Genomic DNA, 25474 nt, shown 5'->3' with positions numbered 1-25474 from the left:
CGCACAAATTTTTCACACGCTCTTTATCATCAGAAAGTACTATTTTTGTGCTTCAAAAAAAAATAAATATGGCTTCAGGTTTTTTTGCAATTCTCGATGATATTGCAGCTTTGATGGATGATGTAGCAGTTGCCTCAAAGATTGCTACGAAACAGACTGCAGGAATCCTGGGCGATGACCTGGCGGTAAATGCCGAAAAAGCCACCGGATTTTTATCATCGAGGGAAATACCGGTTTTGATGAAAATCATGAAAGGATCTTTCATCAATAAACTGATCATTGTTCCAATCGTATTCTTCCTTCAATGGCTGTATCCGCCTGCAGTAAGTATTGTTTTGGTCATCGGAGGTTTTTATTTAGCGTATGAAGGAGCTGAAAAAATTGTTGAATATCTTTTTCATAAAAAGGAAACCGAAGAATCTGGACAGGATGTCATTCAGGAAATTGAAGACGCCGGTTTTGAAGGTGAAGACGAAGAAAAAGCCAAAATAAACTCAGCAATAAAAACAGATTTTATTCTTTCACTCGAAATCGTAATTATTGCCCTGGCTTCAGCAAAAGACAATTTTCAAGATCTCAAATCGCAATTTGATCCTCTAATTGTGGAAATCGCCACCGTTTCTATTGTTGCACTCATCGCCACCATTGGTGTTTACGGAATCGTTGCACTTATCGTAAGAATGGATGATGCGGGCTATAAACTGATCAAAAAATCCAATAACGAAGGCTTTCTTACCACTTTGGGTAATATTCTTGTGAAGGCTTTGCCGATTGTGATCAAGGCATTAAGCGTTATCGGTACTCTTGCGTTGATTCTGGTATCCGGCGGTATTTTCGATCACAATATTGATTTTCTGCATCATCTGCTTCCTGAATTTCCCGAAATGGCAAAGCAGGCTTTATTCGGACTTGCAGCCGGACTTCTTATGGTTGTGGTGATGACCGGAGGAAAAAAAATGCTTGCGCTCATCAAAAAATAATATTCTTTTCATACTAAAACAAAAAAGCGGACTTTCGTCCGCTTTTTTTTATAATGCAAGATCAACAAGATCAGGCAAAACGTTCTTTTACCGTTTCAAGTTTCTCCATAAATTCACTGCGTTTTTCATCATCAGTAATCCCATTTCCTTCTTCAAATTTTTCTTTGAAATTGGGCAGGGAAAATGTCGTCAGTACTTCTGCTCCGCTGAACGGTGCTCTTTTCACGAATACTTCCAGAACATTTTTTCCGCCGCCGTTTCCGGGTGCAGTAGCCATCAGGAACATGGGTTTTTCGCCGAAATGTTTCCGTTCTTTAATTCTGGACACCCAGTCGAACACATTTTTAAAAGCAGTGGAATACGCCGAATTATGTTCAGCCAGAGACATCAGGATGAGATCCGCACCGTCGATTTTTCCTGCGAAATTTTTTGCAAGTTCCGGAATTCCTGTTTGCTGCTCGCGTTCATGTTTATAAATCGGCATTTCATATGCGTTGAGATCCAGAATTTCAATTTCATCGTTCGGGAAAAATGAAGCCGCAAATGTTACCAATTTTTTATTGATGGAGACTTCGGAATTGCTTCCTGCAAAGGCCAGTATTTTCATAAATTAAATTTTCAGTTAAAAAGTAAATATACACTATTAAACTTCCATCGGCACCTCCATCAGCAGAATTTCTGCATTTTCAAGGGCTTCGAGTGTGAAAGAATCAGTTTCCCAGATGCCAAAACCGTCTCTGGTTCCTAAAATCTGATCTCCGATTTTTGCCGAACCCTTCAATATAAATACATACACTCCGTTTCCAGGTTTGTGAATTTTGTATTCTTTTTTATTGTCCTTTTCGAAATCAGCGAGGTTAAACCAAGCATCCTGATGAATCCATACGCCTTCGTCATCCTGATCCGGAGACAGAATCTGCTGAAAAACATTGATTTTTTGGTTCTCCTTAATGTTGATCTGGTCGTAACGCGGCGTCACATTCATTTTATTCGGAATGACCCAAATCTGCAAAAATTTCACGATTTCGTCTTTATTCCGGTTATATTCGCTGTGCTGAACTCCGGTTCCGGCGCTCATCACCTGTATTTCCCCTTTTCGGATCACCGATGAAGTGCCCATGGAATCTTTATGCTCCAAGTCACCTTCAAGCGGAATGGAAATAATTTCCATATCGCGGTGCGGATGCGTTCCGAAACCCATTCCGGAAGCCACCTGATCGTCATTCAGAACCCTTAAAACGCCGAAATTCATCCGTTCGGGATTGTGGTAATTGGCGAAACTGAAGGTGTGGTAAGATTTTAACCAACCATGGTCGGCAAAACCTCTTGTATCTGCTTTATGATAAACTGTTTTCATCTTTAATAAGTTAACGGGTTAATACTGCAAATTTAATTCAAAACAGTCTGCAAAAACGTTGATGTGCGGTAAGAAAACTGCAGTCTGAAAAGGGGAATTCTTATTTTTTCTTCAATTGTTGAATCAATAGATCTTCAACCGGCGCTTTTATTTTGATGACTTCATTTGAAACATCATTCGGAACGGTCATCGACAGTACATACTGTTTTATTTTCCATTTTCCTGCAATCTTTTCAAGGACTCCGGAACCGCGGCAGATTTTCATCTGCGTATCCAGAATTTCATCAAACCAAGCATACTGGCCATCTTTGCTGAAGGTAATGTTTCTTTTTAAGGACGTGAAATTCCAGGCTTTTCCTTTGTCGAAATGAGGCTTTGCATAGGCCATGAATTCTTTTTTATTCCATATTTCTGTGGCGTCGGTCCCAATAAAGGTAGATTCTTCGGCATACAAATCAAAATAATTTTTGAAATCAGCACTGGCAGCGAAAATATTTAAGTTATCGAGCAGCTTACTAACATTTTTGTGATCATCTGTTCTTTGCTTTTGGGCCGAAATCATGATAGTTGAATGAAGCATTAATATTAAAACTCCAAATAAAGTCAATTTTTTCATGTTTTTAATTTTTTGAATATGTTCTTATGACCGCAATTCTATTTTTTAAAACTAAGACAATTTCTTTAATATTTTCATTTGTAAAAATTTTTATTCATCAAATGGTACTTGAATTCTAAAATGCCATCAAATTTTTTATTCAGTTTCATAACCCTTATCTTTGCATAAATTTAGAAGAAATGAGGTCAGAAAGAAAGATGATTACTGCCGCTTTGCCGTATGCAAACGGTCCGGTTCATATCGGTCATTTGGCGGGAGTTTATATTCCGGCGGATGTGTATGCGAGGTTTCAGCGAAGATCGGGCAAAGATGTCGCATTTATTTGCGGTTCCGATGAACATGGGATTCCAATCACCATCCGTGCAAAGAAGGAAGGCGTAACTCCCCAGAATATCGTAGATAAATACCATGAAATCATCAAAAAATCTTTTGCAGATCTGGGCATTTCTTTCGACGAATATTCCAGAACCACTTCAACAAAACATCATGAAGTAAGCCAGGATTTTTTCAAAACGCTATATAATAAAGGCAAATTTACAGAAGAAGTTTCTGAACAGTATTTTGACGAGCAGGCCGGAGAATTCCTCGCAGACCGTTATATTGTCGGAACCTGTCCCAACTGCGGAAACGACGGCGCTTATGGCGATCAGTGTGAAAAATGCGGCACTACCCTTTCACCATCAGAACTTCTGAACCCAAAATCCATGCTCAGCGGAAATGTTCCGGTATTAAAAGAAACCAAAAACTGGTATCTTCCTTTGAATGATTATGAAGATTTCCTAAACGAATGGATTATTGAAGGCCATAAAGACGACTGGAAACCCAATGTTTACGGACAGGTAAAATCGTGGCTGAATGACGGTTTAAAACCGAGAGCCATGACCCGCGACCTGAATTGGGGCGTTCCGGTTCCGTTGCCTGATGCTGAAGGAAAAGTGCTCTACGTGTGGTTTGATGCGCCGATTGGATATATCTCGTTTACTCAGGAATGGGCAGAAAAAAACGGTAAAAACTGGAAAGATTACTGGCAGAATGAAAATTCGGACCTGATTCATTTTATCGGGAAAGACAATATCGTATTTCACTGTATTATTTTTCCGGCGATGATGAAGGCGCATGGTGAGTACATGATGCCGACCAATGTTCCCGCTTTTGAATTTTTAAATTTAGAAAACGATAAAATTTCCACGTCGCGCAACTGGGCAGTATGGGCGCACGAATATGTGGAAGAATTTCCGGGGCAGCAGGATGTTCTGCGGTATACTTTGCTCGCATCGGCACCGGAAACCAAAGACAATAATTTTACCTGGAAAGATTTCCAGACCAAAAACAATTCGGAACTCGTTGGGATTTTCGGGAACTTCATCAACAGGGTTGCCGTTCTCATCCATAAATATTATGACGGAGTTGTTCCACAGGGAGATGAAAATGCTCCGGAACTGCTGGAAATCAAAAAAGCAGCAAACGAAATTGAAAATTTCCTGGAGCATTTTGAGTTCAGGAATGCTTTGAGTTCAATGATGAATCTAGCCCGTTTCGGAAACCAGTTCCTTCAGATTGAAGAACCCTGGAAAACCATTAAAGACAATCCTGAAAAAGCTGCAAATTCGCTGTTCATTGCCGCCCAGATTGCAGCCGGACTGGCACAGATTTCTGAACCGTTCATGCCTTTCAGTTCAGAAAAATTACTGAAAATGTTCAACATTTCACAACTTAGTTGGAAAGAGATTGAAAGCGAAAAAATTCTGATTAAAACCGGACATCAAATTAATCCTGCGGAGCTTCTGTTTTCTAAAATTGAAGATGAAACCATTGAATTTCAGATCCAGAAACTCGAAAACACGAAACAGTCCAACAAAAAAACCAACCTTAAAGCAAGCCCCATGAAAGACGAAATTCAGTTTGATGATTTTACGAAAATAGATTTAAGAACCGCCACCATCCTTACCGCAGAAAAAGTGGAAAAAGCCGACAAACTGCTGAAATTCACCGTAGATACAGGAGTTGACGTAAGAACTGTGGTTTCCGGAGTTGCCGAAAGTTTTACCCCAGAAGAATGCATCGGAAAACAGGTGATGATTTTACTAAATCTTGCTCCACGGAAAATCCGCGGCATCGAATCTCAGGGAATGCTTTTGCTCACCACAAAACCAGACGGAAAACTGGCTTTTGTAACCCCTGATGAAACGGTGGAAAACGGTGTTGAAATTGGATAAAAGATTGAAAACTATTTAACTCGTCCGATACATTAAAAAAGATTTTGAGATAACTCAAAATCTTTTTTATTTTTATTCATTGAAAAATGAAAACGGCATGAGAAAAATAGACAGGCTTTTCGCGGAATACACCGAAAGTCATCAAAATCAAACTAACAAATCCATTCACTGGATTTGTGTACCCTTAATTTTCTGGACCATTTTAGGATTTGTGTCACTGATTCCTGCGCCGCATTTCTGTCTGCGCTATTTCGGCTGCATCAGTGCAGCAAGCATTCTGGCCATCATTCTGGTGAGCGTTTTTTATTTAAGATTATCCTGGAAGATCGCGTTCATCATGATTTTCGTGATGCTGTTGATGGAACATCTGGTGTATTTCATCAATATTAAATTTGAAAGTACATCATGGATCTTTTTCCTTATCATCTTCATCCTTTCGTGGATTGGGCAGTTTTTCGGACACAAAATCGAAGGTAAAAAGCCCAGTTTTCTTAAAGATCTGCAGTTTTTATTGGTAGGACCCATCTGGCTGATGAGTTTTGTGCTGAAGAAACTAGGAATACGATACTGAATAAAAAAAAAGCGGTCAAATCTGACCGCATTTTTATATAATTGCCTGTTACTTATTCACCAAAATGGCTTTTTACCGTCTCCAGAACCTGTTCATCGCTCATATGTTGAGCGGTATCCAACGTAATTTTTAAATCTCTGAACTGAGCCGTTTCATGAAGATATTTCTTCAGTTCTTCTTGCATTGTTCCTGGACCTGTAATATATACTTCCTGAGAATTGGTTAAAAGGTGTTCGATTTCTTTGAAAAATTTTGCTTTATTGGTCTGCTCTGCATTGTTTCCAGCATTTTCATTGGAATTTCCGTGCTGAACAACTGCTTTTACCGGTGAACAAAGGAAAAATTTGAATGCATTCTGTGCATCATGATTTTTAACGACTACAGCTTTGGTTTGGTCTAACCAAAGTCCTGCTAATTTTTTATCTGACATAATAATTTATTTTGTGCAATATAATCAAGATTAATGCAATTCTGCTGTTAAAGGACGTTAAACTTTACCTTCCAAGAACAAAAACTGCAGGAATTTTGTGCAGATTCGGTTTGGCCTTTTGCCAATCCTTGATGCTCATTGTTTTAATAAATTCTTCCAGAGGATCATTGATGTTTGCAGCGATGCTCAGTTTGGTTTGCGGCGAGAGAAATTTACACAAATCTTCGAACAGCGGATTGTTGCGGTAAGGCGTTTCCATAAAAATCTGGGAATAGCCGGTTTTCTGTACCTGGCTATCGAGCCACTGGATTTTTGCTTTCCTTTCGGCTCTGTCGATGGGTAAATAACCGTGAAATGTAAATTCCTGACCGTTGAATCCGCTGGAAATTAAAGCCAGAATAATGGAAGAGGGACCGTTAACCGGAATTACCTTAATGTTGTTTTCGTGTGCCCATTTCACCATCAGGTTTCCCGGATCGGCAATGCAAGGCAAACCTGCTTCAGACAGAAGTCCAAAATCCTGGCCTTTTTTCATTAAGGTTTGCGCCTCTTTTAAATCATCGGATTTGGAATATTTGTCCAGAAGAAAAAGTTTAAGATCCGACTGTTTCTTCGTTGGTGCAAAAAATTTAATGACTTTTCTGGCGGTTTTTTCATTTTCAACAAAAAAATAATCTGTTTTCAGAATATATTCGCTGATCGCGGGCGCGAAATAATCAACCGGGGAATTTTCAGATAAATAAGCGGGAATGAGGAATAACATGGCTTCTTTGAATTTTGGATTAGGAGTTCTGACTGAGGAGTTTCGTTTTGATCTTCCCACAGGAATCCTCCAAAAGTAGAAAAACTTTTTCGAAACCCTTCATTCCGCTCCAATACGGGTCCGGAACATCGGTATTTTCACCATAGTTTCCGGCAGCCTCCAGAAAAAGAGCAATTTTCTTCCGCTGTTCTTCATTTTGAGCCAGAGAAATCACATCTTCATAAACACTTAAATCCATGCAGTAAATATGGTCAAAGTTCTGTAGATCCTGAACGGTTATGGGCCGGGATTTCTGTCCGGAAATATCAGTCCCGTGATTCTTTGCGGTTTTTATGGCGCGTTGGTCGGGGTGTTCCCCTTCATGCAGCGAAATGGTACCCACTGAATCAACGGTGAAATTATCCGGGAGCATGTTACGTAAAATTCCTTCCGCCAGCGGGCTTCGGCAGATGTTTCCAAGACATACCATGAGTATTTTCATAGGGTACTTTTAATCTGAATTAAGTTTAAAAAAACCTCTCAGAAAATTTCCGAAAGGTTATTATTTTTTAAAGTCGTAAAATTTACTGTTTGATTCTTTCAGACAGATCCTTTACGTATTTTTTAAGTTCTTTATCAATTTTCGAAACATCTTTGATCGTTTCGCAGGCGTACATTACGGTTGAATGGTCTTTTCCCCCCATTTCCTCTCCGATTTTGGTGAAAGTAGCGTTCGTAAGTTCCTTTGCAAAATACATTGCAAGCTGTCTTGGCAAAGCAATTTCTCTTTTTCGTGTTTTGGAAAGCAGCTGTTCCCGCTGAATACCGAAATATTCACAAACCACATCCTGAATATAAGGAATGTTGATGATTTTTTTCTGATTGGCTGCAATCTTATTGATGGTTTCTTTGAGCAGTTCCAAACTAAGTTCGGACTTATATATGGTGGAATACGCAATAACTGAATTAATGACCCCGATCAGTTCACGAACATTCGTTTTCACTTCAGAGGCGAGAAAATCCAGCATATCATCAGTCAGAATGATACCGTCTCTACTTAATTTATCGACGATAATTTTTCTGCGGGTATCAAAATCCGGAGATTTTATTTCTGCAGAAAGTCCCCATTTGAAACGGGAAACGATTCTTTCCTGAATATCCAGAATATCAACTGGTGCCTTATCGGAAGTCAGGATGATCTGTTTTCCGTTTTGGTGCAGGTAATCGAAAATATGGAAAAAACTGTCCTGAGTGGCGGCTTTGCCTGATAAAAACTGAATATCATCAATAATCAGCACATCCACCATTTGGTAAAAATTCGCAAATTCCGTCTGTTTATGGGCTTTGGCCGCAGACACAAACTGCTGGATGAATTTTTCTGATGATAAATAAAGCACTACTTTATCCGGCAATGAATTTTTAACTTCCAGACCGATTGCATGACCCAAATGGGTTTTCCCTACGCCGTAACCACCGTGTAAAAACAAGGGGTTAAATGCAGTAGCGCCGGGTCTTTTCGCAATTGATCGCGCCACTGTGGCTGCAAATTTATTGCTTTCGCCTTCCACGTAATTGTCGAAAGAAAAGTCGGCTTTCAGATTTGAATCAATATTTATTTTCTTGATTCCCGGAACTACAAAAGGGTTGATGAGATTCTGTGAAAATGAAGGTGGAAGTGTTTCCTGAACTTTGGGAGCAGAAATGCTTTTACCTTTAAGCTGTATGGTAATGGGTTTCTCTTTGCCTGCAGGTTTGTTTTCCATCACCGAATACCAGAGTTTCACTCCTTTTCCGATGTATTTCTTTAACGCAGCTGAAAGTAAAGACAGGTAATTGTCTTCAATATATTCTTTATAAAAATCGCTCGGTACCAGTAAGGTCAGATTATGATTGACCAATGAAACAGGTGAAACACTGTCAAAGAGTAAATCGAAGGAATTTTCCAACTTTTTCAAGTCGGTGTTGTCTTCAGCCGCATTGAGATTGTCTCTCATGAACTGAAGGCATTTTTCCCAAAGTAATTCTAAATTTTCGTCCATTTTTCTCTCTGCAGTTTTCCGGCGGTTATTTCGTTTTTCACTGATTACAAATATCCAATTTAAAAATCTCAAAAAAAAATTTTTGTGCTATTGATTATTTAAAAATATATTTGTATGTATAAAAAAGAACTTAAAATGATACACACAACTCATTCAATAAGAGTACGTTACGGAGAAACAGACCCTATGAAATACGTCTATTACGGCAATTATGCCGAATACCTGGAGGTAGCAAGGGTCGAACTTTTTCGGTCGCTCGGTTTTTCGTACGATGAAATCGAAAAACGCGGAATATGGCTTCCGGTTTCCGAGTATCAGATCAAATATATAAAACCTGCACGATACGATGAAATTCTCGAAATCCATACTTTTATTAAAAAAATTCCGGGTGTTAAACTGGAATTTGAATACGAAATTTACAATCCGGCAAAACAAAAAATAAGCGAGGCCAGAACCACTTTATTTTTTCTGGACTCCGAAACGGACAAAATTATAAAATGTCCTGATTTCCTTTTGGAACTCATCGAAAAAAAATGGATCGAATAGTTTTATTCTTTAATCAACTTTTTAGACATCCGTCCGATATTGGAATGAATATTCAGATAATAAACGCCTGAAGGATAAGGGAAATCTAAGGTGTAAGTTCTTCTTCCGGTTTTATAAATATCATCTTTTAAAATGTTTCCCAGGAACTTCCCCGAGGCATCGTAAAGACCAATGAGGATATGATCTGAATGCACAAAATTTACCTTCAGATTCAACTTGTTTCTTACTGGATTCGGAAAAATCTCCACTTTCAGTTCATCTGCGAAATCATTAGTTTCAGCAGTAGAAAGATTTGTGGTACTCATTTTATAAATATTGCGGCCAGATGCAAATGCTGAAGTATTGTTGATGAAGAAAATCCTGTTGAGCGAACCACCGATTCCCAAATTGGTCCAGGTTGTGCCGCCATCGTTGGTCTCGTAGAAACCGGTGTTGTGGCCACCCATCCATCCTTTATTTTCGTTGATGAAACCTACTGCCTGAACATCAACGTCAGGAAAAGACTTTGTCTGCCATGTTGCACCCCCATCTGATGTTTTAATCAATTTTCCGGAATTTGGCGCTACTGATTCAATGGAGCAGAACATTTTCAGGTTTCCTGTTCCCGGCAGGATCTGAATTTTCCAAACGTATTCATTGGCGACTACACCGCTGTAGATTTTTGTCCAGTTTACACCGCCATCTGTTGTTTTCAGGATTACGCCGCCGTTATTATCCTGACCTGAAACGAAACCAGTATTTTCATCAATAAAAAGAATTTCGACCAGTGCGGTGGCATGCGCTGACATGTCGATATACTGCCAGGAAATTCCGCTGTCTGTTGATTTAATGATATATGCTGGCGAAAAATAAGCACCACAGCCATATATCGTGGAAGTTCCCACAGCATCCAAACCGCAGATTGCCTGTGGCGCAGGTGAAATATTAAGTACTTTTTGCCAGGAAGTTCCCCCATCGGTAGTTTTATAAAAACTGTTGTTGAGGGTTCCCAAGAAACCAATATTTTCATTGAGAAACTCAATATTTCTGTAATATTCATTGGTTGGATTAGGCAGCGTCAGTTGAATCCATGTCGCGCCTGCATCGGTGGTTTTGTAGATTCTTCCGGCACCACCTCTTGCAGCCCATCCTACATTTTCATTGAGAAAAAAAACATCATCGTATCGCCCTGTTGTTGCTGGTGGCATGGACAAAGTAGACCATGAATATTGCTGGGACTGCAAAACAAGATGGAGAAAGAGAAAAAATGATATCAATATTTTCATAACAGGTAAATTTACAGAATAAGCAGGTATTAACTTTCCAATTCAAAATTATTGAATAAAATTCGGAAAATCTTTTCGGTAAGTCATTCTTTTTACTATTTTTGTTAGAAATAAATTAAAATAATGAAAAGATTTTTATACACGGCATTGCTTTTTGCTTCAGTAACGGTTTTTGGCCAGAAAACAGGTCAGTCTCCATTTGTTTTAATTGACGGCATTATTTCTTCGGAAAAGATGATTAAAAGTGACGTTCCTAAAGGTGAAATTCAAACAATGAATGTTTATAAAACCAAGTCGGCGATACCTGAAAATTTAAAAAGCTGGGCAAGTGTTTCCGATAATGGACTTACTGAACTGAAACTGAAAAAAAACGCCTCCGTATATGACCGCATCTCTCTAGGAGAAGTTAATGAACAGTTTAAACTGCCAAAAAATAATCCAGTTTATGTTGACGGAAGAAAAATCGAAAATACTGACCTTAAAATTTATGGGAACGTACTGGATAATATGGAAGTTAAGACTATAGATGGTATGCAGGTTTTGTCCATCACTTTTCCTGCAAAATAAAGAGGTAGCAATTACTTTGAAAACTCAGGCGTTCTTCGGAGCGCCTTTTTGTTTAAAATTCTAACCGATCTCAGATCAATACTTCCCTCTCCATTTTCGCTTCAATTCTTCGGCAATTTTATTTTCGGTAGAATTATTTCCAGGTTTGTAAAATACAGTTCCGGAGATTTCTTCGGGTAAAAATTCAAGATCTACAAAATTCCCTTCGTATGAATGCGCGTAATCGTAGTCTTTCCCATAATTCATATCCTTCATGAGTTTTGTAGGCGCATTTCGCAGGTGCAGGGGAACCGGCAGGTTTCCGGTCTGCTTTACATGAGCCATGGCAGCGTTAATCGCCAGATACGTTGAATTGCTTTTTGGCGAAACCGCTAAATACACTGCCGTTTCACTTAATATAATCCGCGCTTCCGGATTTCCGATAACGTTGATGGCCTGAAAACAGTTACTCGCAATCACCAAAGCATTCGGGTTGGCCAAACCGATATCTTCCGACGCAAGAATAAGCATTCTGCGCGCAATGAATTTAATATCTTCGCCGCCAACCAGCATTCTGGCGAGCCAGTAAACAGCACCGTTTGGGTCTGAACCCCTCATGGATTTGATGAAAGCTGAAATGATATCGTAATGCTGCTCCCCGTTTTTATCATAAAGTGCCATGGTTTCTTGAAGCACCTCAAGGACATCTGCATTCGAAATTTCCTTTTTGTTGGAATTTTTAAAATTATTCAAGACATTTTCAACCGCATTGATCAGTTTCCGGGCATCGCCACCGGAATATTGGATGAAAGCTTCCGTGTCTTTGATCTGAAAAGAAGTAGATTCCTCTTCGTTGTATTTTTTAAGAGAAATTTCCGCCAGTTCTTCCAGTTTTTCATAACTCAAAGATTTTAAAACATATACCTGAGAACGCGAAAGCAAGGCCGAAACGACTTCAAAACTCGGATTTTCAGTAGTTGCACCAATCAAGACGATCCAGCCTTTTTCAACAGCATGAAGCAGAGAATCCTGCTGAGACTTGTTGAACCGGTGGATTTCATCAATAAAAAGAATCGGAGATTTTCCGGAAAACAGATTCTGCTTTTTGGCATCCTCAATCACTTCGCGAACATCCTTCACCCCACTTGAAACCGCTGACAGCTTAAAAAATTTTCTTCCTGACTGTTCAGAAATAATTTCGGCCAGCGTCGTTTTGCCGGTCCCGGGCGGACCCCAGAAAATAAGGGAATTTAAAGTATCATTCTCAAGCATTTTTCGCACCGTGCCGTTTTTACCGGTCAGGTGTTCCTGACCGAGAACATCGTCAAGCGTTTTCGGGCGCATTCTTTCGGCAAGGGGCATGTTTGAGTTCAAGATGAAAATTTTGGTATTAACGTTTAGAAAACTGTTTAAAACAAGTTTAACCAGAAACTTCAACAAATTTAAACTATTTCGTTATTTTTGCAACGCCATGTTCAACAAAATCATCACTTTTCCTCTGGTTATCCTGATAAAGATTTATCAGTGGGTGATTTCGCCCTGGCTGCCGAAAAACTGCCGTTACGAACCAACCTGTTCCCATTACATGGTAGAAGCGCTTCAGATTCACGGAATTTTTAAGGGATTCTGGCTCGGAGCGAGAAGGATTTCACGCTGCCATCCGTGGGGAGGACAAGGCTATGACCCAGTTCCTCCAAAAACTGAATAAAAAACTAAAAAATTAATAAAAATACTATGCTGACTCTTTTATATACCACCTGGGATCCTTCAACAGGGATACATTTAGGTCCTGTAACACTTCATTATTACAGTTTGATGTTCATTCTGGCGTTTGGACTGGGTTATGTGATCATGTCGAAAATTTTCAAGATCGACAATGTTAACCAGAAGTATGTAGAACCGCTTTTCACCTGGACTTTGGTTGGAACGATCCTGGGCGCAAGACTGGGACACGTTATTTTTTATCAGCCGGAACTTTTTACGGAGGATTTCTGGTCGGTATTTTTGCCGATCCAGACAAAACCTGAATTTAAATTTACCGGTTTTTCCGGATTGGCCAGTCACGGTGCGACCATCGCAGTGATTTTGACAACCCTATATTATTCCTATAAAATCATCAGGAAAAATCCTTTTTGGGTGTATGACAGAGTTGGAATTGTAGTTGCATTGGGCGGTACATTTGTGAGGATCGGCAATTTCTTTAATTCAGAAATTATTGGTAAACCCGCACCTGAAGACTCCCCTTTTGCAGTGCTTTTTCCACAGCAAAGTTCCGAATATGGCGCCATTGTTGCCCGCTACCCGACCCAGCTTTTTGAAGCGGCGGGTTATTTCCTTCTTTTTATCTTATTGTGGATTCTATATCGCTATACCAATAAAAAATATCAGCAGGGCTGGCTTTTCGGAGTCTTTTTTATCCTTTTATGGGCCATCCGCTTTTTTGTTGAGTTTCTGAAAGAACCTCAGGGAGACGAATTCATTCAGTTTGCGGGTCTGAACACAGGTCAAATCCTTTCCATACCGTTTATGCTTGCCGGGGTCGTTATTATGTTTTATTCTAAAAATAATAAAATCACGGAAGAAGAAAACGGAAAACCAGTTTAAAATAATTAAAATTAAAAAGCCTTTCAGAAATTCTGAAAGGCTTTTCTTTATTTGTGAGCAATTATTTCACTTCTGAAATCCGGACTGTACCTTCATTCTCGTGATACATCATGCAGACGGCTTTATCATTAAATTCCGGACAGCTATCGGTTTTTGCAAATTTTACGGTGACTTCAACGCCTTCTTTATAATTTTTCAGAACGGCATTGTTACATACTTTAAAGTCTTTTTTGTCCATGCGTAAATAAGTTCCGGTACAGTCGCGGATAACAGTCGCTTTTTCAGCAGTCGGTAAAATGGCAGTGCAGGCTATATTTAATATCAGAAGTACGGAGGCAGATAAAAAATTCATGATTTTCATTTTTTAAAATTTGAATAAGCAGAACAAAATTCAGACCCTTTCGTTCAAAAGTTTGAAAACGGTTTCTAATTCATGAATTAAATCACTGGGCAGCATCGCTTCTTTTGAGTGCTTTTCCGCCGCGAAATCTCCGGCTTTTCCGTGAAGCCAAATCCCAAAAATTGCTGCATTCAGCGGAGAATAATACTGTGCAAGCAGTGAAGTGATGATTCCGAGCAGCACATCACCGCTTCCGCCCTTTGCCATTCCGGAATTTCCCGTGATGTTGTAATAAACTTCTCCTTCAGGAGTAATGATCTGGGTGTGGTGGTCCTTCAAAACGATAAAAATGCCAAATTCTTTCGACTTTTTTAGTGCAAGATCCAATCTGTCAAATGAATTCTCTGTTTTTCCGAAAAGCCTTTCAAATTCTTTCGGATGAGGAGTAATGACGGAATGCTGCGGAATCAACTTTATATTATCTTGATTTTTTGAAAGGATATTCAATGCATCGGCGTCTAAAACCAAAGGCTTTCTGAAATTTTTTAAAAAATCCAGAAAAGTATGCTCCGTTTCCGGATCGGAACCTAATCCTGGACCAATTCCCATCGTTGAATCAGAATCAATTTCAAAATGGCTGATATAATTTTCACCGCCAAACAGGTACATCGCTTCAGGACAGGTGGTCTGCAGGATTTCATAACCGCATTTTGGCGCCAGCGTAAAGGTAATTCCGCTTCCCGACTTCATCGCAGATTGTGTAGCCAGAACTGCCGCACCCATTTTCCCGAGGCTGCCTGCAACAATTGCAGTTTTCCCGTACGTCCCTTTATGTGAAAAATCATCTCTGAATTTAAAAATCTGATGAATCAGTCCTTCATCAATCACAAAATTGTGGGTAGGTTCTTTATTGATAAATTCCGGACTCAAACCAATGTCCAGAACATGAATTTTGCCGCAAAAGATTCCGCTTTCCGGGTGAAGAAAAGCTTTTTTCCAGAACTGGAAGCTCAGCGTATGATCGGTCTTGAAAATAATCGAATCTTCAGCCGGAACAATATCTGCCAACAAACCGGAAGGAATATCGACGGAAATTTTCGGGAAGCTGAGTTTATTTAACTGCACAACCAGTTCGCCGATTTTTCCTTCCAGTTTTCTGTTCAATCCGGTTCCAAAAAGAGCATCGATGATTACCGTGTTCGCACTGAAATCAAATGTTTCATCCTCCATAAAATCAACTACCGAAATTCCGAACATTTCCTTTATCCTATCGAAGTTCCACTTGGCATCGGGAGTGAAATGAGGATTATTTTCATCCACAAAAACATTGACGTCAGAACCTTTTTGATACAGGAGTCTCGCAATTGCGAAGCCGTCGCCGCCATTATTCCCGTTTCCACAGAAGACTGAAAAAGTATGGTTTTCTTTAAATTTAGCCGTTAAAAACCTTACACAGGATTCCGCGGCCCTTTCCATCAAGCCAAGTGAGGAAACCGGTTCGTTTTCAACCGTGTAGAGATCTGCTCTTTTTATTTGAGCGGCCGAAAAGATTTTCATGCGGGAACAATTTTGCTTCCTTAAATTTAAGAAATTAAAGAAGACATTTTATTTCTTTTTAAAGAATTTCAGCTTTTAAAGCATTCTTTTTAAAAAAAATGATATTTTTAATCCTTAAAAGTTTGATTATGGGATTTGTTAAAGAATTTAAATCATTTGCATTCAAAGGAAATGTTGTGGATTTAGCAGTTGGAGTGATTATTGGTGCAGCTTTCGGTAAAATTGTTTCGTCGTTGGTAGAAGACGTTATTACGCCTTTGCTCCTCAACCCGGCCCTTAAAACCGTAGGAGCCGAAAATATTGCGCAACTGAGCTGGGAAGGAGTAAAATACGGAAATTTCCTTTCTGCAGTAATCAGTTTTCTGTGTATTGCCATGGTTTTATTCTGGCTCATTAAGGTCGCCAATAAAATCAATAAACCAGAGGAAAAGGCCGTTTCTGGACCGACCAAAGATCAACTGTTATTAACAGAAATAAGGGATTTATTAAAAAACAGGTCATAAATCTATTTTTATTCTGGAAACAAAAAAACACGCTTTAAAACGTGTTTTTTTTATTTTGTGTGAATTCTTCAGCTTACATTCAGAATGCTGCAGATCTGGCTGGCCAGAGAAAGCCCAATTCTGTCCTGTGCTTCTACGGTAGAGGCTCCGGTGTGCGGAGTAACCGATATTTTCGGATGATTCAGAATTTCTTTTGAAGGAGTGGGTTCGTTGATGAAAACATCCAAACCGGCATAAGCCACTTTTCCGGAATCTAATGCTTCAATAAGTGCCTTTTCATCGATGATTCCACCTCTTGAACAGTTTACAATCGCAGCGCCTGTTTTCATCATGTTCAATTCTTTTTCGCCAATCACATAACCGTCTTTTTGCGCGGGTACGTGCAACGTAATAAAATCGGCGTGTTTCAGAACGCCTTCAATCGGTTCTGTTTCAATGTCGACATTGATGAACTGACGGTTATAAAAAGTAACCTTAATGCTCGCTTTCCCCACTGTGCTGTCGGCTGCAATGACGCGCATTCCGAGACCCAGAGCAATTCTGGCCACTTCCTGCCCGATTCTTCCCATTCCGATGATTCCGATGGTTTTTCCGCGGAGTTCAATTCCCTTTTCGTAAGATTTTTTAAGTTTTGCAAATTCCGTGTCGCCAACCAAGGGCATTTTCCGGTTTGAATCCTGAAGAAATCTTGCACCTGAAAACAGATGAGCAAAAACCAGTTCTGCTACGGATTCTGAAGATGCTGAAGGCGTATTAATCACATGAATGTTTTTTGAACGGGCATATTCCACATCAATATTATCCATTCCAACACCGCCTCTACCAATAATTTCCAGACTCGGACAGGCGTCGATAAGTTCCTTTCGGACCGTAGTGGCGCTTCTGACCAAAATGGTTTTAATCTGATGTTGATTGATGTAATCCTTCAAATCTTCCGGAGGAACTTTTTCGGTTATCACTTCAAAGCCTTTTTCTCTCAGAGCATCAATGCCTGACTGGTCTAAACCGTCGTTTGCTAATACCTTCATTGTCATTTTTAATATTTTATTTGAAAATGTAAAACCTAGTCCTGAAACACTTCGATGGTCTGGTTTTTTTCCACCATATCGGTGAATTTTCCTTTGTATCGTGTTGCTTTGACCAAGTGATTGTCGATCCAGTGGTAATTTCCGCCACGCGGTTTTCCGCAGAGAACACTGTGATATTTAAAACCGTGATGATCGAGCCAATCAACCGTCAGCTGTTTAAGATTTTCAGTTCTGGAAGTAAAAAAGCAGATGATGTGACCCTGGTCGTACCATCTGTTCACTGTTTCCAAAGCATCCGGATACGGCTCGCAGTCCTTCATTCGTTCCGGTTCTTCGTTCGGCACATCATCGGTAATCGTTCCGTCAATATCAATCAGATAATTTTTGATATCCCCTTTCAGCATCGGACTTAAATGGTCATTGTATTCTAATTCCATCATTCATTATTTCAAGTGGCAAAGTACGAAATTTCATTGGTTTTCAGCGGATTAAAAACCTCAATTGTTGAATGAGGAGTCTGATCATGAATATTATTTCAAAAAGTTTTAGCAATCGCCATTTAAATCTTAAATTTGTAAGAATGGAAGAAAAGGTTGTTTTGGTCTCGGAACAGGATGAAATCCTGGGTTTGATGGATAAAATGCAGGCACATGAAAACGGGATCCTTCACCGGGCCTTTTCCGTCTTTTTATTTAATGACATGGGTGAAATGCTTCTGCAGAAACGTGCCGCCGGAAAATATCATTCCCCGCAGCAGTGGACAAATGCTGTCTGTTCACATCCAAAAGCGGGGGAAACTTATCTGGAAGGCGCAAACCGACGTCTGAAAGAGGAACTGGGCATCGAAACCGAACTCACCGAAAAATTTGATTTCATTTACCAGGCTGATGTGGGCCAGAACCTTTGGGAACACGAGCTGGACCACGTTTTTACAGGAAATTTCGCCGGTGATTTTCATCTGAATAAAGAGGAAGTTTCAGAAGTCCGCTACATTTCAATGGAGGAACTGAACCGGGAAATGACGGAAAATCCGGAACATTTCACGGAGTGGTTTAAAATTATTCTGGAAGAGTACCAACATCATCTTTAGAAAAAGAATAAGCAATTATGGCCCCGATTGCAATGGTATCCTTTTGCGGAGCGCAGCGAGCAAAAGATAGAGTGAAAACTTAACGAAGTGGTTCGGCGTAGCCAAAGCGGGACTGAGTTTGAAGACAGCAACAAACCCACTGCTTCTAAAAATAAAAATTAAAAAAAATATAAGATGGATAAAAAAACTGCCCTGTTCGACAAACATGTTTCTCTGGGCGCGAAAATAGTGCCTTTTGCAGGTTTCGAAATGCCTGTACAATACTCCGGGGTTACTGAAGAACATTTTGCCGTGCGCGAAAAAGCGGGGATTTTTGATGTTTCGCATATGGGACAATTTTTTGTGGAAGGACCTTCAGCAAAGGACTTGCTGCAATTCGTCACGACAAACAATGTGGATGCACTCGAAAACGGCAAAGCACAGTACACGTGTCTGCCCAACGGAAACGGCGGAATTGTAGATGATCTGATTGTTTATAAAATGGCGGACGAAAAATATTTTGTCGTTGTAAATGCTTCGAATATTGAAAAAGACTGGAATCATATCTCCAAATACAACGAAAAATTCGGTGCGAAACTAACGAATGCGTCCGATGAAATGTCGCTGATCGCTTTACAGGGACCAAAAGCGACGGAAATCCTGCAGAAACTTACAGAAACCAATCTTTCAGAGATTCCTTACTATCATTTTACAGAAGGTTCTGTGGCCGGTTTTCCTGATGTGATTATTTCGAACACCGGTTATACCGGAAGCGGCGGTTTTGAACTTTATTTCAAAAATGAAAATGCCGTGAAAATCTGGGAAGCGATTTCGGATGCCGGTAAAGAATTTGGCCTGATTCCGTGCGGACTGGCTTCACGCGACACTTTGAGGCTGGAAAAAGGCTTCTGTCTTTACGGAAACGATATTGATGACACCACCTCTCCGATGGAAGCAGGTTTGGGATGGATCACAAAATTCGATAAAGATTTCGTGGATAAGGAAATGTTCGCGAAACAAAAAGAAGAAGGCGTAAAGCGCAAATTAGTTGGGTTTGAAATGCAGGAAAGAGCCGTGCCGAGACATGATTATCCGGTGGTGGATGCTGAAGGCAATGTCATCGGAAAAGTAACATCAGGAACCATGAGTCCGATGAAATCCGTCGGCATTGGTTTGGCGTATGTGGCGAAACCGCATTTTAAACTAGGTTCCGAGATCTTCATCCAGATCCGAAACAAAAACATTCCGGCAAAAGTGGTAAAACTGCCATTCGTATCATAAACGGAAAGCTTGGAATTCATAGAAACTATAAAAATCGTCTGAAAAATTTCAGACGATTTTTTTTGATACGAATTAACCGTTTGTACTGTTAGCGGTTTTAAAGCCAGTGCAGTAAAGAAAATTTGGAATTATGCTTTTTAAGCAGCAAAGAAACTCCGCAATGCTTCAACATTCTTCTTGTCGCTACCGATGAAAATCTCGTTTTCGGTCAGAAAAACAGGACGTCTCAGGAACGTGTAATGATCCAGAAGAAGTTCCTTGTAATCATCTTCCGTGAGGGTCTTTAAATCTATCTCCCGCAATTTAATCTGCGTTGATTTCTTGCTGAAAAGGGTTTCGTAAGACTGCGTGAATTTATGCATTTCCTCCAATTCCTCTTTCGTTATGGGATTTATTTTTATTTCCCGAAGTTCCCAGTCTCTTAAATTGAATTTTTTAAGAATCTTCAGACAGGTATCGCAGGTTTTTAAATAAAATACTTTTTTCATTTTCCAAAAATAGTCTTAATAAAAGGAATTTAAAAATTTATGAATATCTTTATTACAAATTTAAGAAAAATATGCAGACAAAAACCGTGTTTCAGTTCATTTCTGAACCAAGCGACATCAATTATGGCGGAAATGTTCACGGAGGCAGTGTGATGAAATGGATCGATCAGGCAGGATATGCCTGTGCAAGCTATTGGAGTTCAAGTTACTGTGTTACCGTTTATGTGGGGGGAATCCGCTTTTACTCACCCATTAAAATCGGGCATATCGTAAAAGTGGAAGCTGAAGTCATTTACACCGGAAAAACCAGCATGCATATTGCAATCAACGTATTTTCAAGAAACATCAAACGCAAGGATTTTGAAAAGAAAACCCACTGCATCATTGTCTTTGTAGCGGTTGATGATGAAGGAAATTCGGTTCAGGTACCCCACTTCGTGCCGGAAACCGAACAGGAAAAACAGATGGAGCAATACGCAATAAAATTAATGGATTTAAGGAAAAAGATTGAAGACGAAATGAAGCCGTTCCTTTAATTGATTTATTTCAACTCTTTCACAAAGAAAACTCCTTTCAAATTGAAAGGAGTTTTTTATGAATAATTTTAAAATTTTATCTCGCGATATTTACCGCTCGTGTTTCGCGGATTACTGTTACCCGCACCTGTCCAGGATACGTCAGTTCGTTCTGTATTTTCTCTGAAATATCATAAGAAAGCTGTGCCGACTGATCGTCGTTGATCTTTCCGCTTTCCACCATCACACGGAGTTCACGTCCGGCCTGGATTGCATAAGCGCTGGAAACACCGTCGAAACTAAGTGCTGCTGCTTCAAGATCTTTCAGCCTTTGGATGTAAGACTCCAGAACCTGGCGTCTTGCTCCCGGTCTTGCTCCTGAGATCGCATCCGCAACCTGAATGATCGGTGATAACAGTGAAGTCATTTCCACTTCGTCGTGGTGAGCTCCAATGGCGTTTACTACTTCAGCATTTTCCCCGTATTTCTCAGCCCACTGCATTCCTAAAAGTGCATGCGGCAATTCAGATTCCTGTTCAGGAACTTTACCGATATCATGAAGTAAACCTGCTCTTTTTGCCATTTTTACGTTCAATCCCAGTTCTGCAGCCATTGTAGCAGCGATGTTCGCTACTTCTCTGGAGTGTTGTAAAAGGTTTTGGCCGTAAGAAGAACGGAATTTCATTCTTCCGACAATTTTTACGAGTTCTGGGTGAAGCCCGTGAATACCGAGATCGATAATGGTTCTTTTCCCGATTTCAATAATTTCTTCTTCAATCTGTTTTTTGGTTTTTTCCACCACTTCTTCAATTCTTGCAGGGTGAATCCGGCCGTCAGTTACCAAACGGTGAAGGGAAAGTCTTGCAACTTCTCTTCTTACCGGATCGAAGCACGAAAGCAAAATTGCTTCCGGGGTATCATCTACAATAATTTCAACACCTGTTGCGGCTTCAAGCGCACGGATATTTCTACCTTCTCTACCGATGATTCTCCCTTTAATCTCGTCGGACTCAATATTGAAAACAGAAACCGAATTCTCTACTGCCTGTTCCGTCCCAATTCTCTGAATGGTCTGGATAACGATTTTTCGGGCTTCATTCTTGGCATTAAGCTGCGCCTCTGCCATGATATTCTGAACGTGAGCCTGTGCTTTGGTTTTCGCCTCTGCTTTCAGCGCTTCTACAAGTTCGCTTTTCGCATCTTCTGCAGAATATCCTGAGATTTTCTCCAGCATTTCAATTTTCTGTGCGGTAGCAACATCAAGTTCCTGCTGTTTTCTGTCCAGAATTTCTTGTTTTTTCGCGTAATCGGCGATCTGTCGCTCCAAATCTTTTTCGAGTTTTCCTGCTTTGCTGAGATCATCATTAAGCTTCTGCTCTTTGTCTTTCACTCTTTTTTCAGAGTCCTGCATTTTCTTTTCGCGGGACTGGATGTCGGCATCGTGCTGGGATTTCAGTTCAAGGAATTTTTCCTTCGCCTGAAAATGTTTTTCTTTCTTAATGGATTCTGCCTGAACGCCGGCTTTTTCTATAAGGTTTTCGGCATTTTTCTTTGCATCTTCGAGGATGAATTTTGCTTTTGTATTAAGTGCACTTTTGGAAAATAACATTCCAATCACGGCTCCTAAAACAAGGCAAACAATACCGATAATAATAGCGGTTGTTGTCATATATGGTTGTTTTAATGTTCCAATCTGTTAATGTGCGTGTGACGGCCGGTCAGCCAATAATCACTTTGCACCTTTTCAAGGAAATGGTTTAAATCCTTTCCTAAAATATAAAAAAAACCCACAACAGTTCAGTGATATAGAGTAAACTCCTAATCAACACGATTTAAACTGATTTTCATTTTCTGTAATCCGAGCAAGTCGGCGCGCCATTAAATGAACTTTCGTTCGGTTATTGTTTAGCGTTGAGTTTACCTGTAATGTGTTAGAACTATTGTAGGCAGTTGTTTGCGGAAAAGAAAAATCTACTTTTCCACTGCTTCCAGTAACTGATTAATTTTGGTTAACCGGTCATTGGCAGCTATCATATTTTTTTCGTTACTGATTTGTGAAACTTCAGCGTTGGTTCCCAGTTTTAGGGCACACATGGCCAAAGCGTCCTGCTTATCTCTCACGTCAAAATTCTGTTCAAAATCTTTAATCATGGCTTCAATCTGCTTCCCAACTTTCCGAAGGGTTTCCTCTTCGGCTGCGGGAACATTCAGTGGATAATTTCTTCCGGCAATGTTGATGGTAATTCTTCTTACTTCCATTACAAACCGCTGTTTTGAAGTTCTGCAATGCAGTGGTCCACTTCTTTAATCAAACGGTTGATGTGGTTCTTCATCAAACGGTTGTGATCCGGATTTCCTGATATTGCTGAGTAAAGTTTTATTTCTTTGTGTTCTTCTGCTAAAACCTGGCTTTTTTTTCGCTCTTCATCGTACTTCTTCTGCAGTTCTTCATGCTCACGGGATAGTTCTGAATATTTTTCGCTGAGATTTTGATAATTTTTACTGATATTCAAAATCCCTTTCTCCAAAACCGAAAAATTATTTTCTATATCCTTGAGCATTTTTCAGGCTTAATTATTCTAACAATGTTACAAAAATATAAAAATTAAATTTGAATTAATGCATATTAATCGAATAATTTAAATAAAAAAGAAGACCATGACGATCTTCTTCTGTATTATTATTGAAAGTGAAACTTATTCAAATTTCAGCACGAACATAAAGGCTCTGGTTTGAAAAGCAGAAATTGCTGTGGCCCAATATGGCGGTGTGTTTGGATTGTCGGCTACTTTTTCGTTGTTCATGAAAAAAGTACCTCTGAAACCAGGTGTAAGTTTAAATCTGCTGAAATAAAACTGCATCCCGATTTCGGCAGACCATGCAAAATTATGCGTAGTAGATCTGTAAATCTGCTGTAAGTTATCATCAGAACTGTCTGAATTGGACTGCAAATTGGCAATGTAATTAACCCCTGCCGCAGCATAAGGGCGTGAATTGTACCATCTGTTGCCGTGAAACTCTAGAAGAATTGGAATATCAACATAGGTAGATTTTACATTTCGGATTTTATCCTCTTCCTTCAGAACAATTGGTGTAAAAGGGGGATTGGTAGGATTTCCGTACTGATACTGATCATTAGACTGGGTTTCGAATTTCAGTTCCCTTTCTGTAAACTGCAAACCAGGCTCAACTCTCAGATCAAAATCGTCGTTCAGTCTTAATTTACCGATTAATCCCGCTCCAAAGCTGTATGTAGGCGTAACGACCACCAAATTTTTGTCTAAATTCATTCCGTATTTCGGATGAAGCACCAAGTGATAATCAAACCTGTTGCCGTTCAGATAAAAACCCCAGCTGAACTGCTGCTGATCCAATTCTTCACTGCGGTCCATTCTGTTTCGGGTCCGGAATTGTGCATCTGCAAAAGTGGCTACTCCTAATGATGCTAGAACAAGTGATTTTAATAAAAATTTATTCATGTTTATTTGGTTACTTTATAAATCGTGGCAATGCCTAAGCTCAGTTTTTTATATTCTACTTTTTTAAATCCTACCTCTAACAGGATTTTCTTCATTTTTTCTCCGTAAGGAAATGAGTTCACCGAATCCGGAAGATAAGTATAAGCTCTGTTATCTTTAGAAACAAGCCTTCCAATCAGTGGAAGGATATTTCTAAAATAAAACATATAAAACGGCCCTAAAAAGCCTTCAACCTTTGAAAATTCAAGAATGTAAACGCTTCTGTTTTCTTTTACTACTCTTCTTAATTCGGCCAGTCCCTTAGTAAGATTTTCAAAATTCCTAACACCGAATGATACGGAAACTGCATCAAAACGATTGTCTTCAAACGGAAGCTTTTCGGCATCCCCCTTCTGCATGGAAATTTTGTCGTCTAATTTAAGTTTTTTTATTTTAATAATCCCAACATTTAACATTTGTTGCGACAAATCGAGTCCCACCACTTTAGCATTGGTTCCTTTTTGCACTGCAATCGCAAGATCACCAGTGCCTGTGGCCACGTCCAAAACCTCCTGAGGCTTGTCCTGATTCATCCACTTTACGAGGGTATTCCTCCAGAGAACATCAATTTTCATCGAGAGAACATGATTCAACAGGTCATATTTCGGCGCAATATTGTCAAACATATCCTCAACCTGACTTTTTTTGCTGGCTTCGGAATTATAAGGAGTTACCTGTTCCAATTTCTTTTTCAAAATTTATAATATTCTTTATAATAATTCAGAAAATCCTGCTTTCTGAAGATTTTGGTTCGTGATTCAATTTGCTGGATGTTTTTGATGAGTTTGTCATAATCTTCATCCACATTATAATAAAAGTCGTCGGTATAAAGTTTGTTAAAATGCTGTGGAGCTCCCAAATAGAGTTTTCCGTTAATCAGCGTTTTATCCAGTGCCAAAAGTAAGGAATCTTTCTTTAAATTATACCCATAATATTGTGTATTGATATAATAATCCTGATGTGCGATATTCAGGAGACCTCTCACCTTATTTACGGTGAAAGCTGAATCGTAAAGGAGTGATTTTTTATCGTCAAAAACTTTGATGGAGTTCCTGCCTTTCTCTAGATCAACTTTTACATACTGTCCGGCAGATATAATTTTCTCGGTGCCGTTATTGATTTTGAAATAGTAGGTATTGGCGGTAGGATTGTCCACTAAAAACTCATTTTTCTTTGCCAGAAAAAAGAAATATATCCCAAAGGCCATCAGAACTACAGTTACAGAAATCAGTAAGCCTTTAAGGGCGGGGTTGTTTTTCATGT

Annotated in this window: 31 protein-coding genes; 11 read left to right on the top strand and 20 right to left on the bottom strand. The window is 39.6% G+C overall.

The window, feature by feature from the left end:
• The first annotated feature begins 68 nt into the window (after positions 1–68).
• On the top strand, positions 69–980 hold the full coding sequence (locus tag FUA25_RS01930; RefSeq protein ID WP_147755212.1) for a DUF808 domain-containing protein: 912 nt from the start codon (positions 69–71) through the stop codon (positions 978–980).
• Positions 981–1050: 70 nt separating this feature from the next.
• Here FUA25_RS01930 and FUA25_RS01925 read toward each other — a convergent pair whose 3' ends face one another.
• The 3 genes from FUA25_RS01925 to FUA25_RS01915 form a co-directional block, all read right to left on the bottom strand.
• Positions 1051–1587 (bottom strand): NADPH-dependent FMN reductase, encoded by a 537-nt coding sequence (locus tag FUA25_RS01925; protein WP_147755211.1) that lies wholly within the window; start codon positions 1585–1587, stop codon positions 1051–1053.
• Between the two features lie 36 nt (positions 1588–1623).
• A complete protein-coding gene (locus FUA25_RS01920) occupies positions 1624–2337 on the bottom strand; it encodes a pirin family protein (RefSeq protein WP_147755210.1) in 714 nt (237 codons plus the stop codon).
• A 100-nt stretch (positions 2338–2437) separates the two neighbouring features.
• Entirely contained in the window at positions 2438–2953 is a 516-nt protein-coding gene (locus FUA25_RS01915; RefSeq protein ID WP_147755209.1) for a nuclear transport factor 2 family protein, read from the bottom strand.
• A gap of 179 nt (positions 2954–3132) precedes the next feature.
• Here FUA25_RS01915 and metG point away from each other — a divergent pair, with 179 nt between their 5' ends.
• A complete protein-coding gene (metG, locus tag FUA25_RS01910) occupies positions 3133–5169 on the top strand; it encodes a methionine--tRNA ligase (protein WP_147755208.1) in 2037 nt (678 codons plus the stop codon).
• Positions 5170–5266: 97 nt separating this feature from the next.
• Positions 5267–5740 carry a DUF962 domain-containing protein gene (locus tag FUA25_RS01905; protein WP_147755207.1) on the top strand — a complete coding sequence of 158 codons (474 nt, stop codon included), beginning with the start codon at positions 5267–5269 and terminating at the stop codon, positions 5738–5740.
• Between the two features lie 52 nt (positions 5741–5792).
• Here FUA25_RS01905 and FUA25_RS01900 read toward each other — a convergent pair whose 3' ends face one another.
• From FUA25_RS01900 to dnaA, 4 genes are all read right to left on the bottom strand, one after another.
• Positions 5793–6170: a hypothetical protein gene (locus FUA25_RS01900; protein ID WP_147755206.1), complete on the bottom strand. Its 378-nt coding sequence runs from the start codon at positions 6168–6170 to the stop codon at positions 5793–5795.
• Positions 6171–6234: 64 nt separating this feature from the next.
• Positions 6235–6933, bottom strand: coding sequence for an SAM-dependent methyltransferase (locus FUA25_RS01895; protein WP_147755205.1), 699 nt, complete (start codon positions 6931–6933; stop codon positions 6235–6237).
• Positions 6934–6952: 19 nt separating this feature from the next.
• Positions 6953–7414, bottom strand: coding sequence for a low molecular weight protein-tyrosine-phosphatase (locus FUA25_RS01890; RefSeq protein WP_147755204.1), 462 nt, complete (start codon positions 7412–7414; stop codon positions 6953–6955).
• 82 nt (positions 7415–7496) lie between these two features.
• Positions 7497–8951 carry a chromosomal replication initiator protein DnaA gene (gene dnaA, locus FUA25_RS01885; RefSeq protein ID WP_147755203.1) on the bottom strand — a complete coding sequence of 485 codons (1455 nt, stop codon included), beginning with the start codon at positions 8949–8951 and terminating at the stop codon, positions 7497–7499.
• A 135-nt stretch (positions 8952–9086) separates the two neighbouring features.
• Between dnaA and FUA25_RS01880 the strand changes: the two genes are divergently transcribed.
• Entirely contained in the window at positions 9087–9497 is a 411-nt protein-coding gene (locus FUA25_RS01880; protein ID WP_147755202.1) for an acyl-CoA thioesterase, read from the top strand.
• 2 nt (positions 9498–9499) lie between these two features.
• Here FUA25_RS01880 and FUA25_RS01875 read toward each other — a convergent pair whose 3' ends face one another.
• Entirely contained in the window at positions 9500–10762 is a 1263-nt protein-coding gene (locus tag FUA25_RS01875; RefSeq protein WP_147755201.1) for a T9SS type A sorting domain-containing protein, read from the bottom strand.
• A 123-nt stretch (positions 10763–10885) separates the two neighbouring features.
• Between FUA25_RS01875 and FUA25_RS01870 the strand changes: the two genes are divergently transcribed.
• Positions 10886–11329: a hypothetical protein gene (locus tag FUA25_RS01870; RefSeq protein WP_147755200.1), complete on the top strand. Its 444-nt coding sequence runs from the start codon at positions 10886–10888 to the stop codon at positions 11327–11329.
• A 75-nt stretch (positions 11330–11404) separates the two neighbouring features.
• Here the strand turns inward: FUA25_RS01870 and FUA25_RS01865 are convergent, their stop codons facing one another.
• A complete protein-coding gene (locus FUA25_RS01865; protein WP_147755199.1) occupies positions 11405–12682 on the bottom strand; it encodes a replication-associated recombination protein A in 1278 nt (425 codons plus the stop codon).
• 97 nt (positions 12683–12779) lie between these two features.
• Here FUA25_RS01865 and yidD point away from each other — a divergent pair, with 97 nt between their 5' ends.
• Positions 12780–13016 (top strand): membrane protein insertion efficiency factor YidD, encoded by a 237-nt coding sequence (gene yidD, locus FUA25_RS01860; protein WP_147755198.1) that lies wholly within the window; start codon positions 12780–12782, stop codon positions 13014–13016.
• 26 nt (positions 13017–13042) lie between these two features.
• Positions 13043–13912, top strand: a complete 870-nt coding sequence (lgt, locus tag FUA25_RS01855; RefSeq protein ID WP_147755197.1) for a prolipoprotein diacylglyceryl transferase — start codon at positions 13043–13045, stop codon at positions 13910–13912.
• Positions 13913–13973: 61 nt separating this feature from the next.
• Here the strand turns inward: lgt and FUA25_RS01850 are convergent, their stop codons facing one another.
• Together FUA25_RS01850 and FUA25_RS01845 are read right to left on the bottom strand one after the other, a co-directional pair.
• Positions 13974–14264 carry a hypothetical protein gene (locus FUA25_RS01850; protein ID WP_147755196.1) on the bottom strand — a complete coding sequence of 97 codons (291 nt, stop codon included), beginning with the start codon at positions 14262–14264 and terminating at the stop codon, positions 13974–13976.
• Between the two features lie 39 nt (positions 14265–14303).
• Positions 14304–15809: an NAD(P)H-hydrate dehydratase gene (locus FUA25_RS01845; protein ID WP_147755195.1), complete on the bottom strand. Its 1506-nt coding sequence runs from the start codon at positions 15807–15809 to the stop codon at positions 14304–14306.
• Positions 15810–15937: 128 nt separating this feature from the next.
• Here FUA25_RS01845 and mscL point away from each other — a divergent pair, with 128 nt between their 5' ends.
• Entirely contained in the window at positions 15938–16312 is a 375-nt protein-coding gene (gene mscL, locus FUA25_RS01840; RefSeq protein ID WP_147755194.1) for a large conductance mechanosensitive channel protein MscL, read from the top strand.
• 68 nt (positions 16313–16380) lie between these two features.
• On the opposite strand, the gene FUA25_RS01835 is transcribed toward mscL, so the two are convergent.
• Positions 16381–17340, bottom strand: a complete 960-nt coding sequence (locus FUA25_RS01835) for a D-2-hydroxyacid dehydrogenase (RefSeq protein WP_147755193.1) — start codon at positions 17338–17340, stop codon at positions 16381–16383.
• A 35-nt stretch (positions 17341–17375) separates the two neighbouring features.
• The gene (locus tag FUA25_RS01830; RefSeq protein ID WP_147755669.1) at positions 17376–17777 is read right to left on the bottom strand and encodes a phosphoheptose isomerase; all 402 of its coding nucleotides are present in this window, start codon (positions 17775–17777) and stop codon (positions 17376–17378) included.
• A gap of 143 nt (positions 17778–17920) precedes the next feature.
• Between FUA25_RS01830 and idi the strand changes: the two genes are divergently transcribed.
• Together idi and gcvT are read left to right on the top strand one after the other, a co-directional pair.
• Positions 17921–18430, top strand: coding sequence for an isopentenyl-diphosphate Delta-isomerase (idi, locus tag FUA25_RS01825; protein WP_147755192.1), 510 nt, complete (start codon positions 17921–17923; stop codon positions 18428–18430).
• Between the two features lie 174 nt (positions 18431–18604).
• Positions 18605–19690 carry a glycine cleavage system aminomethyltransferase GcvT gene (gene gcvT, locus FUA25_RS01820; protein ID WP_147755191.1) on the top strand — a complete coding sequence of 362 codons (1086 nt, stop codon included), beginning with the start codon at positions 18605–18607 and terminating at the stop codon, positions 19688–19690.
• A gap of 137 nt (positions 19691–19827) precedes the next feature.
• Here gcvT and FUA25_RS01815 read toward each other — a convergent pair whose 3' ends face one another.
• Positions 19828–20178 carry an arsenate reductase family protein gene (locus FUA25_RS01815; protein WP_147755190.1) on the bottom strand — a complete coding sequence of 117 codons (351 nt, stop codon included), beginning with the start codon at positions 20176–20178 and terminating at the stop codon, positions 19828–19830.
• Positions 20179–20249: 71 nt separating this feature from the next.
• Between FUA25_RS01815 and FUA25_RS01810 the strand changes: the two genes are divergently transcribed.
• Entirely contained in the window at positions 20250–20714 is a 465-nt protein-coding gene (locus FUA25_RS01810) for an acyl-CoA thioesterase (RefSeq protein WP_147755189.1), read from the top strand.
• Between the two features lie 76 nt (positions 20715–20790).
• Here the strand turns inward: FUA25_RS01810 and rny are convergent, their stop codons facing one another.
• From rny to FUA25_RS01780, 6 genes are all read right to left on the bottom strand, one after another.
• Positions 20791–22362, bottom strand: coding sequence for a ribonuclease Y (gene rny / locus FUA25_RS01805; protein ID WP_147755188.1), 1572 nt, complete (start codon positions 22360–22362; stop codon positions 20791–20793).
• Between the two features lie 302 nt (positions 22363–22664).
• Complete coding sequence (locus tag FUA25_RS01800) at positions 22665–22952, bottom strand: cell division protein ZapA (RefSeq protein ID WP_147755187.1); 288 nt, start codon at positions 22950–22952, stop codon at positions 22665–22667.
• Positions 22952–23254 carry a hypothetical protein gene (locus FUA25_RS01795; protein WP_147755186.1) on the bottom strand — a complete coding sequence of 101 codons (303 nt, stop codon included), beginning with the start codon at positions 23252–23254 and terminating at the stop codon, positions 22952–22954. The genes FUA25_RS01800 and FUA25_RS01795 overlap by 1 nt, the downstream gene beginning before the upstream one ends.
• A 135-nt stretch (positions 23255–23389) precedes the next feature.
• On the bottom strand, positions 23390–24172 hold the full coding sequence (locus FUA25_RS01790; protein ID WP_147755185.1) for a porin family protein: 783 nt from the start codon (positions 24170–24172) through the stop codon (positions 23390–23392).
• A 2-nt stretch (positions 24173–24174) separates the two neighbouring features.
• Positions 24175–24909 carry a bifunctional demethylmenaquinone methyltransferase/2-methoxy-6-polyprenyl-1,4-benzoquinol methylase UbiE gene (gene ubiE / locus FUA25_RS01785; protein WP_410493456.1) on the bottom strand — a complete coding sequence of 245 codons (735 nt, stop codon included), beginning with the start codon at positions 24907–24909 and terminating at the stop codon, positions 24175–24177.
• Entirely contained in the window at positions 24903–25472 is a 570-nt protein-coding gene (locus FUA25_RS01780; RefSeq protein WP_147755183.1) for a hypothetical protein, read from the bottom strand. Before FUA25_RS01780 ends, ubiE begins: the two co-directional genes overlap by 7 nt.
• Positions 25473–25474: the final 2 nt, after the last annotated feature.

Origin of the sequence: Chryseobacterium sp., from assembly GCF_008014695.1 — a bacterium.
Classification (GTDB): Bacteria; Bacteroidota; Bacteroidia; order Flavobacteriales; family Weeksellaceae; genus Kaistella.
Note: the sequence above shows the minus strand (reverse complement) of the source record. Positions and strands in the feature narration are given on the sequence as shown.

Bases quoted from the DNA above. Each gene is read 5' to 3' on its own strand.
- mscL (WP_147755194.1), top strand. From the start codon at position 15,938: ATGGGATTTGTTAAAGAATTTAAATCATTTGCATTCAAAGGAAATGTT.
- FUA25_RS01905 (WP_147755207.1), top strand. From the start codon at position 5,267: ATGAGAAAAATAGACAGGCTTTTCGCGGAATACACCGAAAGTCATCAA.
- metG (WP_147755208.1), top strand. From the start codon at position 3,133: ATGAGGTCAGAAAGAAAGATGATTACTGCCGCTTTGCCGTATGCAAAC.
- FUA25_RS01875 (WP_147755201.1), bottom strand. From the start codon at position 10,762: ATGAAAATATTGATATCATTTTTTCTCTTTCTCCATCTTGTTTTGCAG.
- FUA25_RS01795 (WP_147755186.1), bottom strand. From the start codon at position 23,254: ATGCTCAAGGATATAGAAAATAATTTTTCGGTTTTGGAGAAAGGGATT.
- FUA25_RS01890 (WP_147755204.1), bottom strand. From the start codon at position 7,414: ATGAAAATACTCATGGTATGTCTTGGAAACATCTGCCGAAGCCCGCTG.
- FUA25_RS01800 (WP_147755187.1), bottom strand. From the start codon at position 22,952: ATGGAAGTAAGAAGAATTACCATCAACATTGCCGGAAGAAATTATCCA.
- FUA25_RS01815 (WP_147755190.1), bottom strand. From the start codon at position 20,178: ATGAAAAAAGTATTTTATTTAAAAACCTGCGATACCTGTCTGAAGATT.
- FUA25_RS01830 (WP_147755669.1), bottom strand. From the start codon at position 17,777: ATGGAATTAGAATACAATGACCATTTAAGTCCGATGCTGAAAGGGGAT.
- FUA25_RS01835 (WP_147755193.1), bottom strand. From the start codon at position 17,340: ATGAAGGTATTAGCAAACGACGGTTTAGACCAGTCAGGCATTGATGCT.
- FUA25_RS01810 (WP_147755189.1), top strand. From the start codon at position 20,250: ATGCAGACAAAAACCGTGTTTCAGTTCATTTCTGAACCAAGCGACATC.
- FUA25_RS01895 (WP_147755205.1), bottom strand. From the start codon at position 6,933: ATGTTATTCCTCATTCCCGCTTATTTATCTGAAAATTCCCCGGTTGAT.
- rny (WP_147755188.1), bottom strand. From the start codon at position 22,362: ATGACAACAACCGCTATTATTATCGGTATTGTTTGCCTTGTTTTAGGA.
- FUA25_RS01880 (WP_147755202.1), top strand. From the start codon at position 9,087: ATGATACACACAACTCATTCAATAAGAGTACGTTACGGAGAAACAGAC.
- FUA25_RS01870 (WP_147755200.1), top strand. From the start codon at position 10,886: ATGAAAAGATTTTTATACACGGCATTGCTTTTTGCTTCAGTAACGGTT.
- FUA25_RS01850 (WP_147755196.1), bottom strand. From the start codon at position 14,264: ATGAATTTTTTATCTGCCTCCGTACTTCTGATATTAAATATAGCCTGC.
- FUA25_RS01780 (WP_147755183.1), bottom strand. From the start codon at position 25,472: ATGAAAAACAACCCCGCCCTTAAAGGCTTACTGATTTCTGTAACTGTA.
- FUA25_RS01790 (WP_147755185.1), bottom strand. From the start codon at position 24,172: ATGAATAAATTTTTATTAAAATCACTTGTTCTAGCATCATTAGGAGTA.
- FUA25_RS01925 (WP_147755211.1), bottom strand. From the start codon at position 1,587: ATGAAAATACTGGCCTTTGCAGGAAGCAATTCCGAAGTCTCCATCAAT.
- gcvT (WP_147755191.1), top strand. From the start codon at position 18,605: ATGGATAAAAAAACTGCCCTGTTCGACAAACATGTTTCTCTGGGCGCG.
- idi (WP_147755192.1), top strand. From the start codon at position 17,921: ATGGAAGAAAAGGTTGTTTTGGTCTCGGAACAGGATGAAATCCTGGGT.
- dnaA (WP_147755203.1), bottom strand. From the start codon at position 8,951: ATGGACGAAAATTTAGAATTACTTTGGGAAAAATGCCTTCAGTTCATG.
- FUA25_RS01900 (WP_147755206.1), bottom strand. From the start codon at position 6,170: ATGTCAGATAAAAAATTAGCAGGACTTTGGTTAGACCAAACCAAAGCT.
- lgt (WP_147755197.1), top strand. From the start codon at position 13,043: ATGCTGACTCTTTTATATACCACCTGGGATCCTTCAACAGGGATACAT.
- yidD (WP_147755198.1), top strand. From the start codon at position 12,780: ATGTTCAACAAAATCATCACTTTTCCTCTGGTTATCCTGATAAAGATT.
- FUA25_RS01915 (WP_147755209.1), bottom strand. From the start codon at position 2,953: ATGAAAAAATTGACTTTATTTGGAGTTTTAATATTAATGCTTCATTCA.
- FUA25_RS01845 (WP_147755195.1), bottom strand. From the start codon at position 15,809: ATGAAAATCTTTTCGGCCGCTCAAATAAAAAGAGCAGATCTCTACACG.
- FUA25_RS01930 (WP_147755212.1), top strand. From the start codon at position 69: ATGGCTTCAGGTTTTTTTGCAATTCTCGATGATATTGCAGCTTTGATG.
- FUA25_RS01920 (WP_147755210.1), bottom strand. From the start codon at position 2,337: ATGAAAACAGTTTATCATAAAGCAGATACAAGAGGTTTTGCCGACCAT.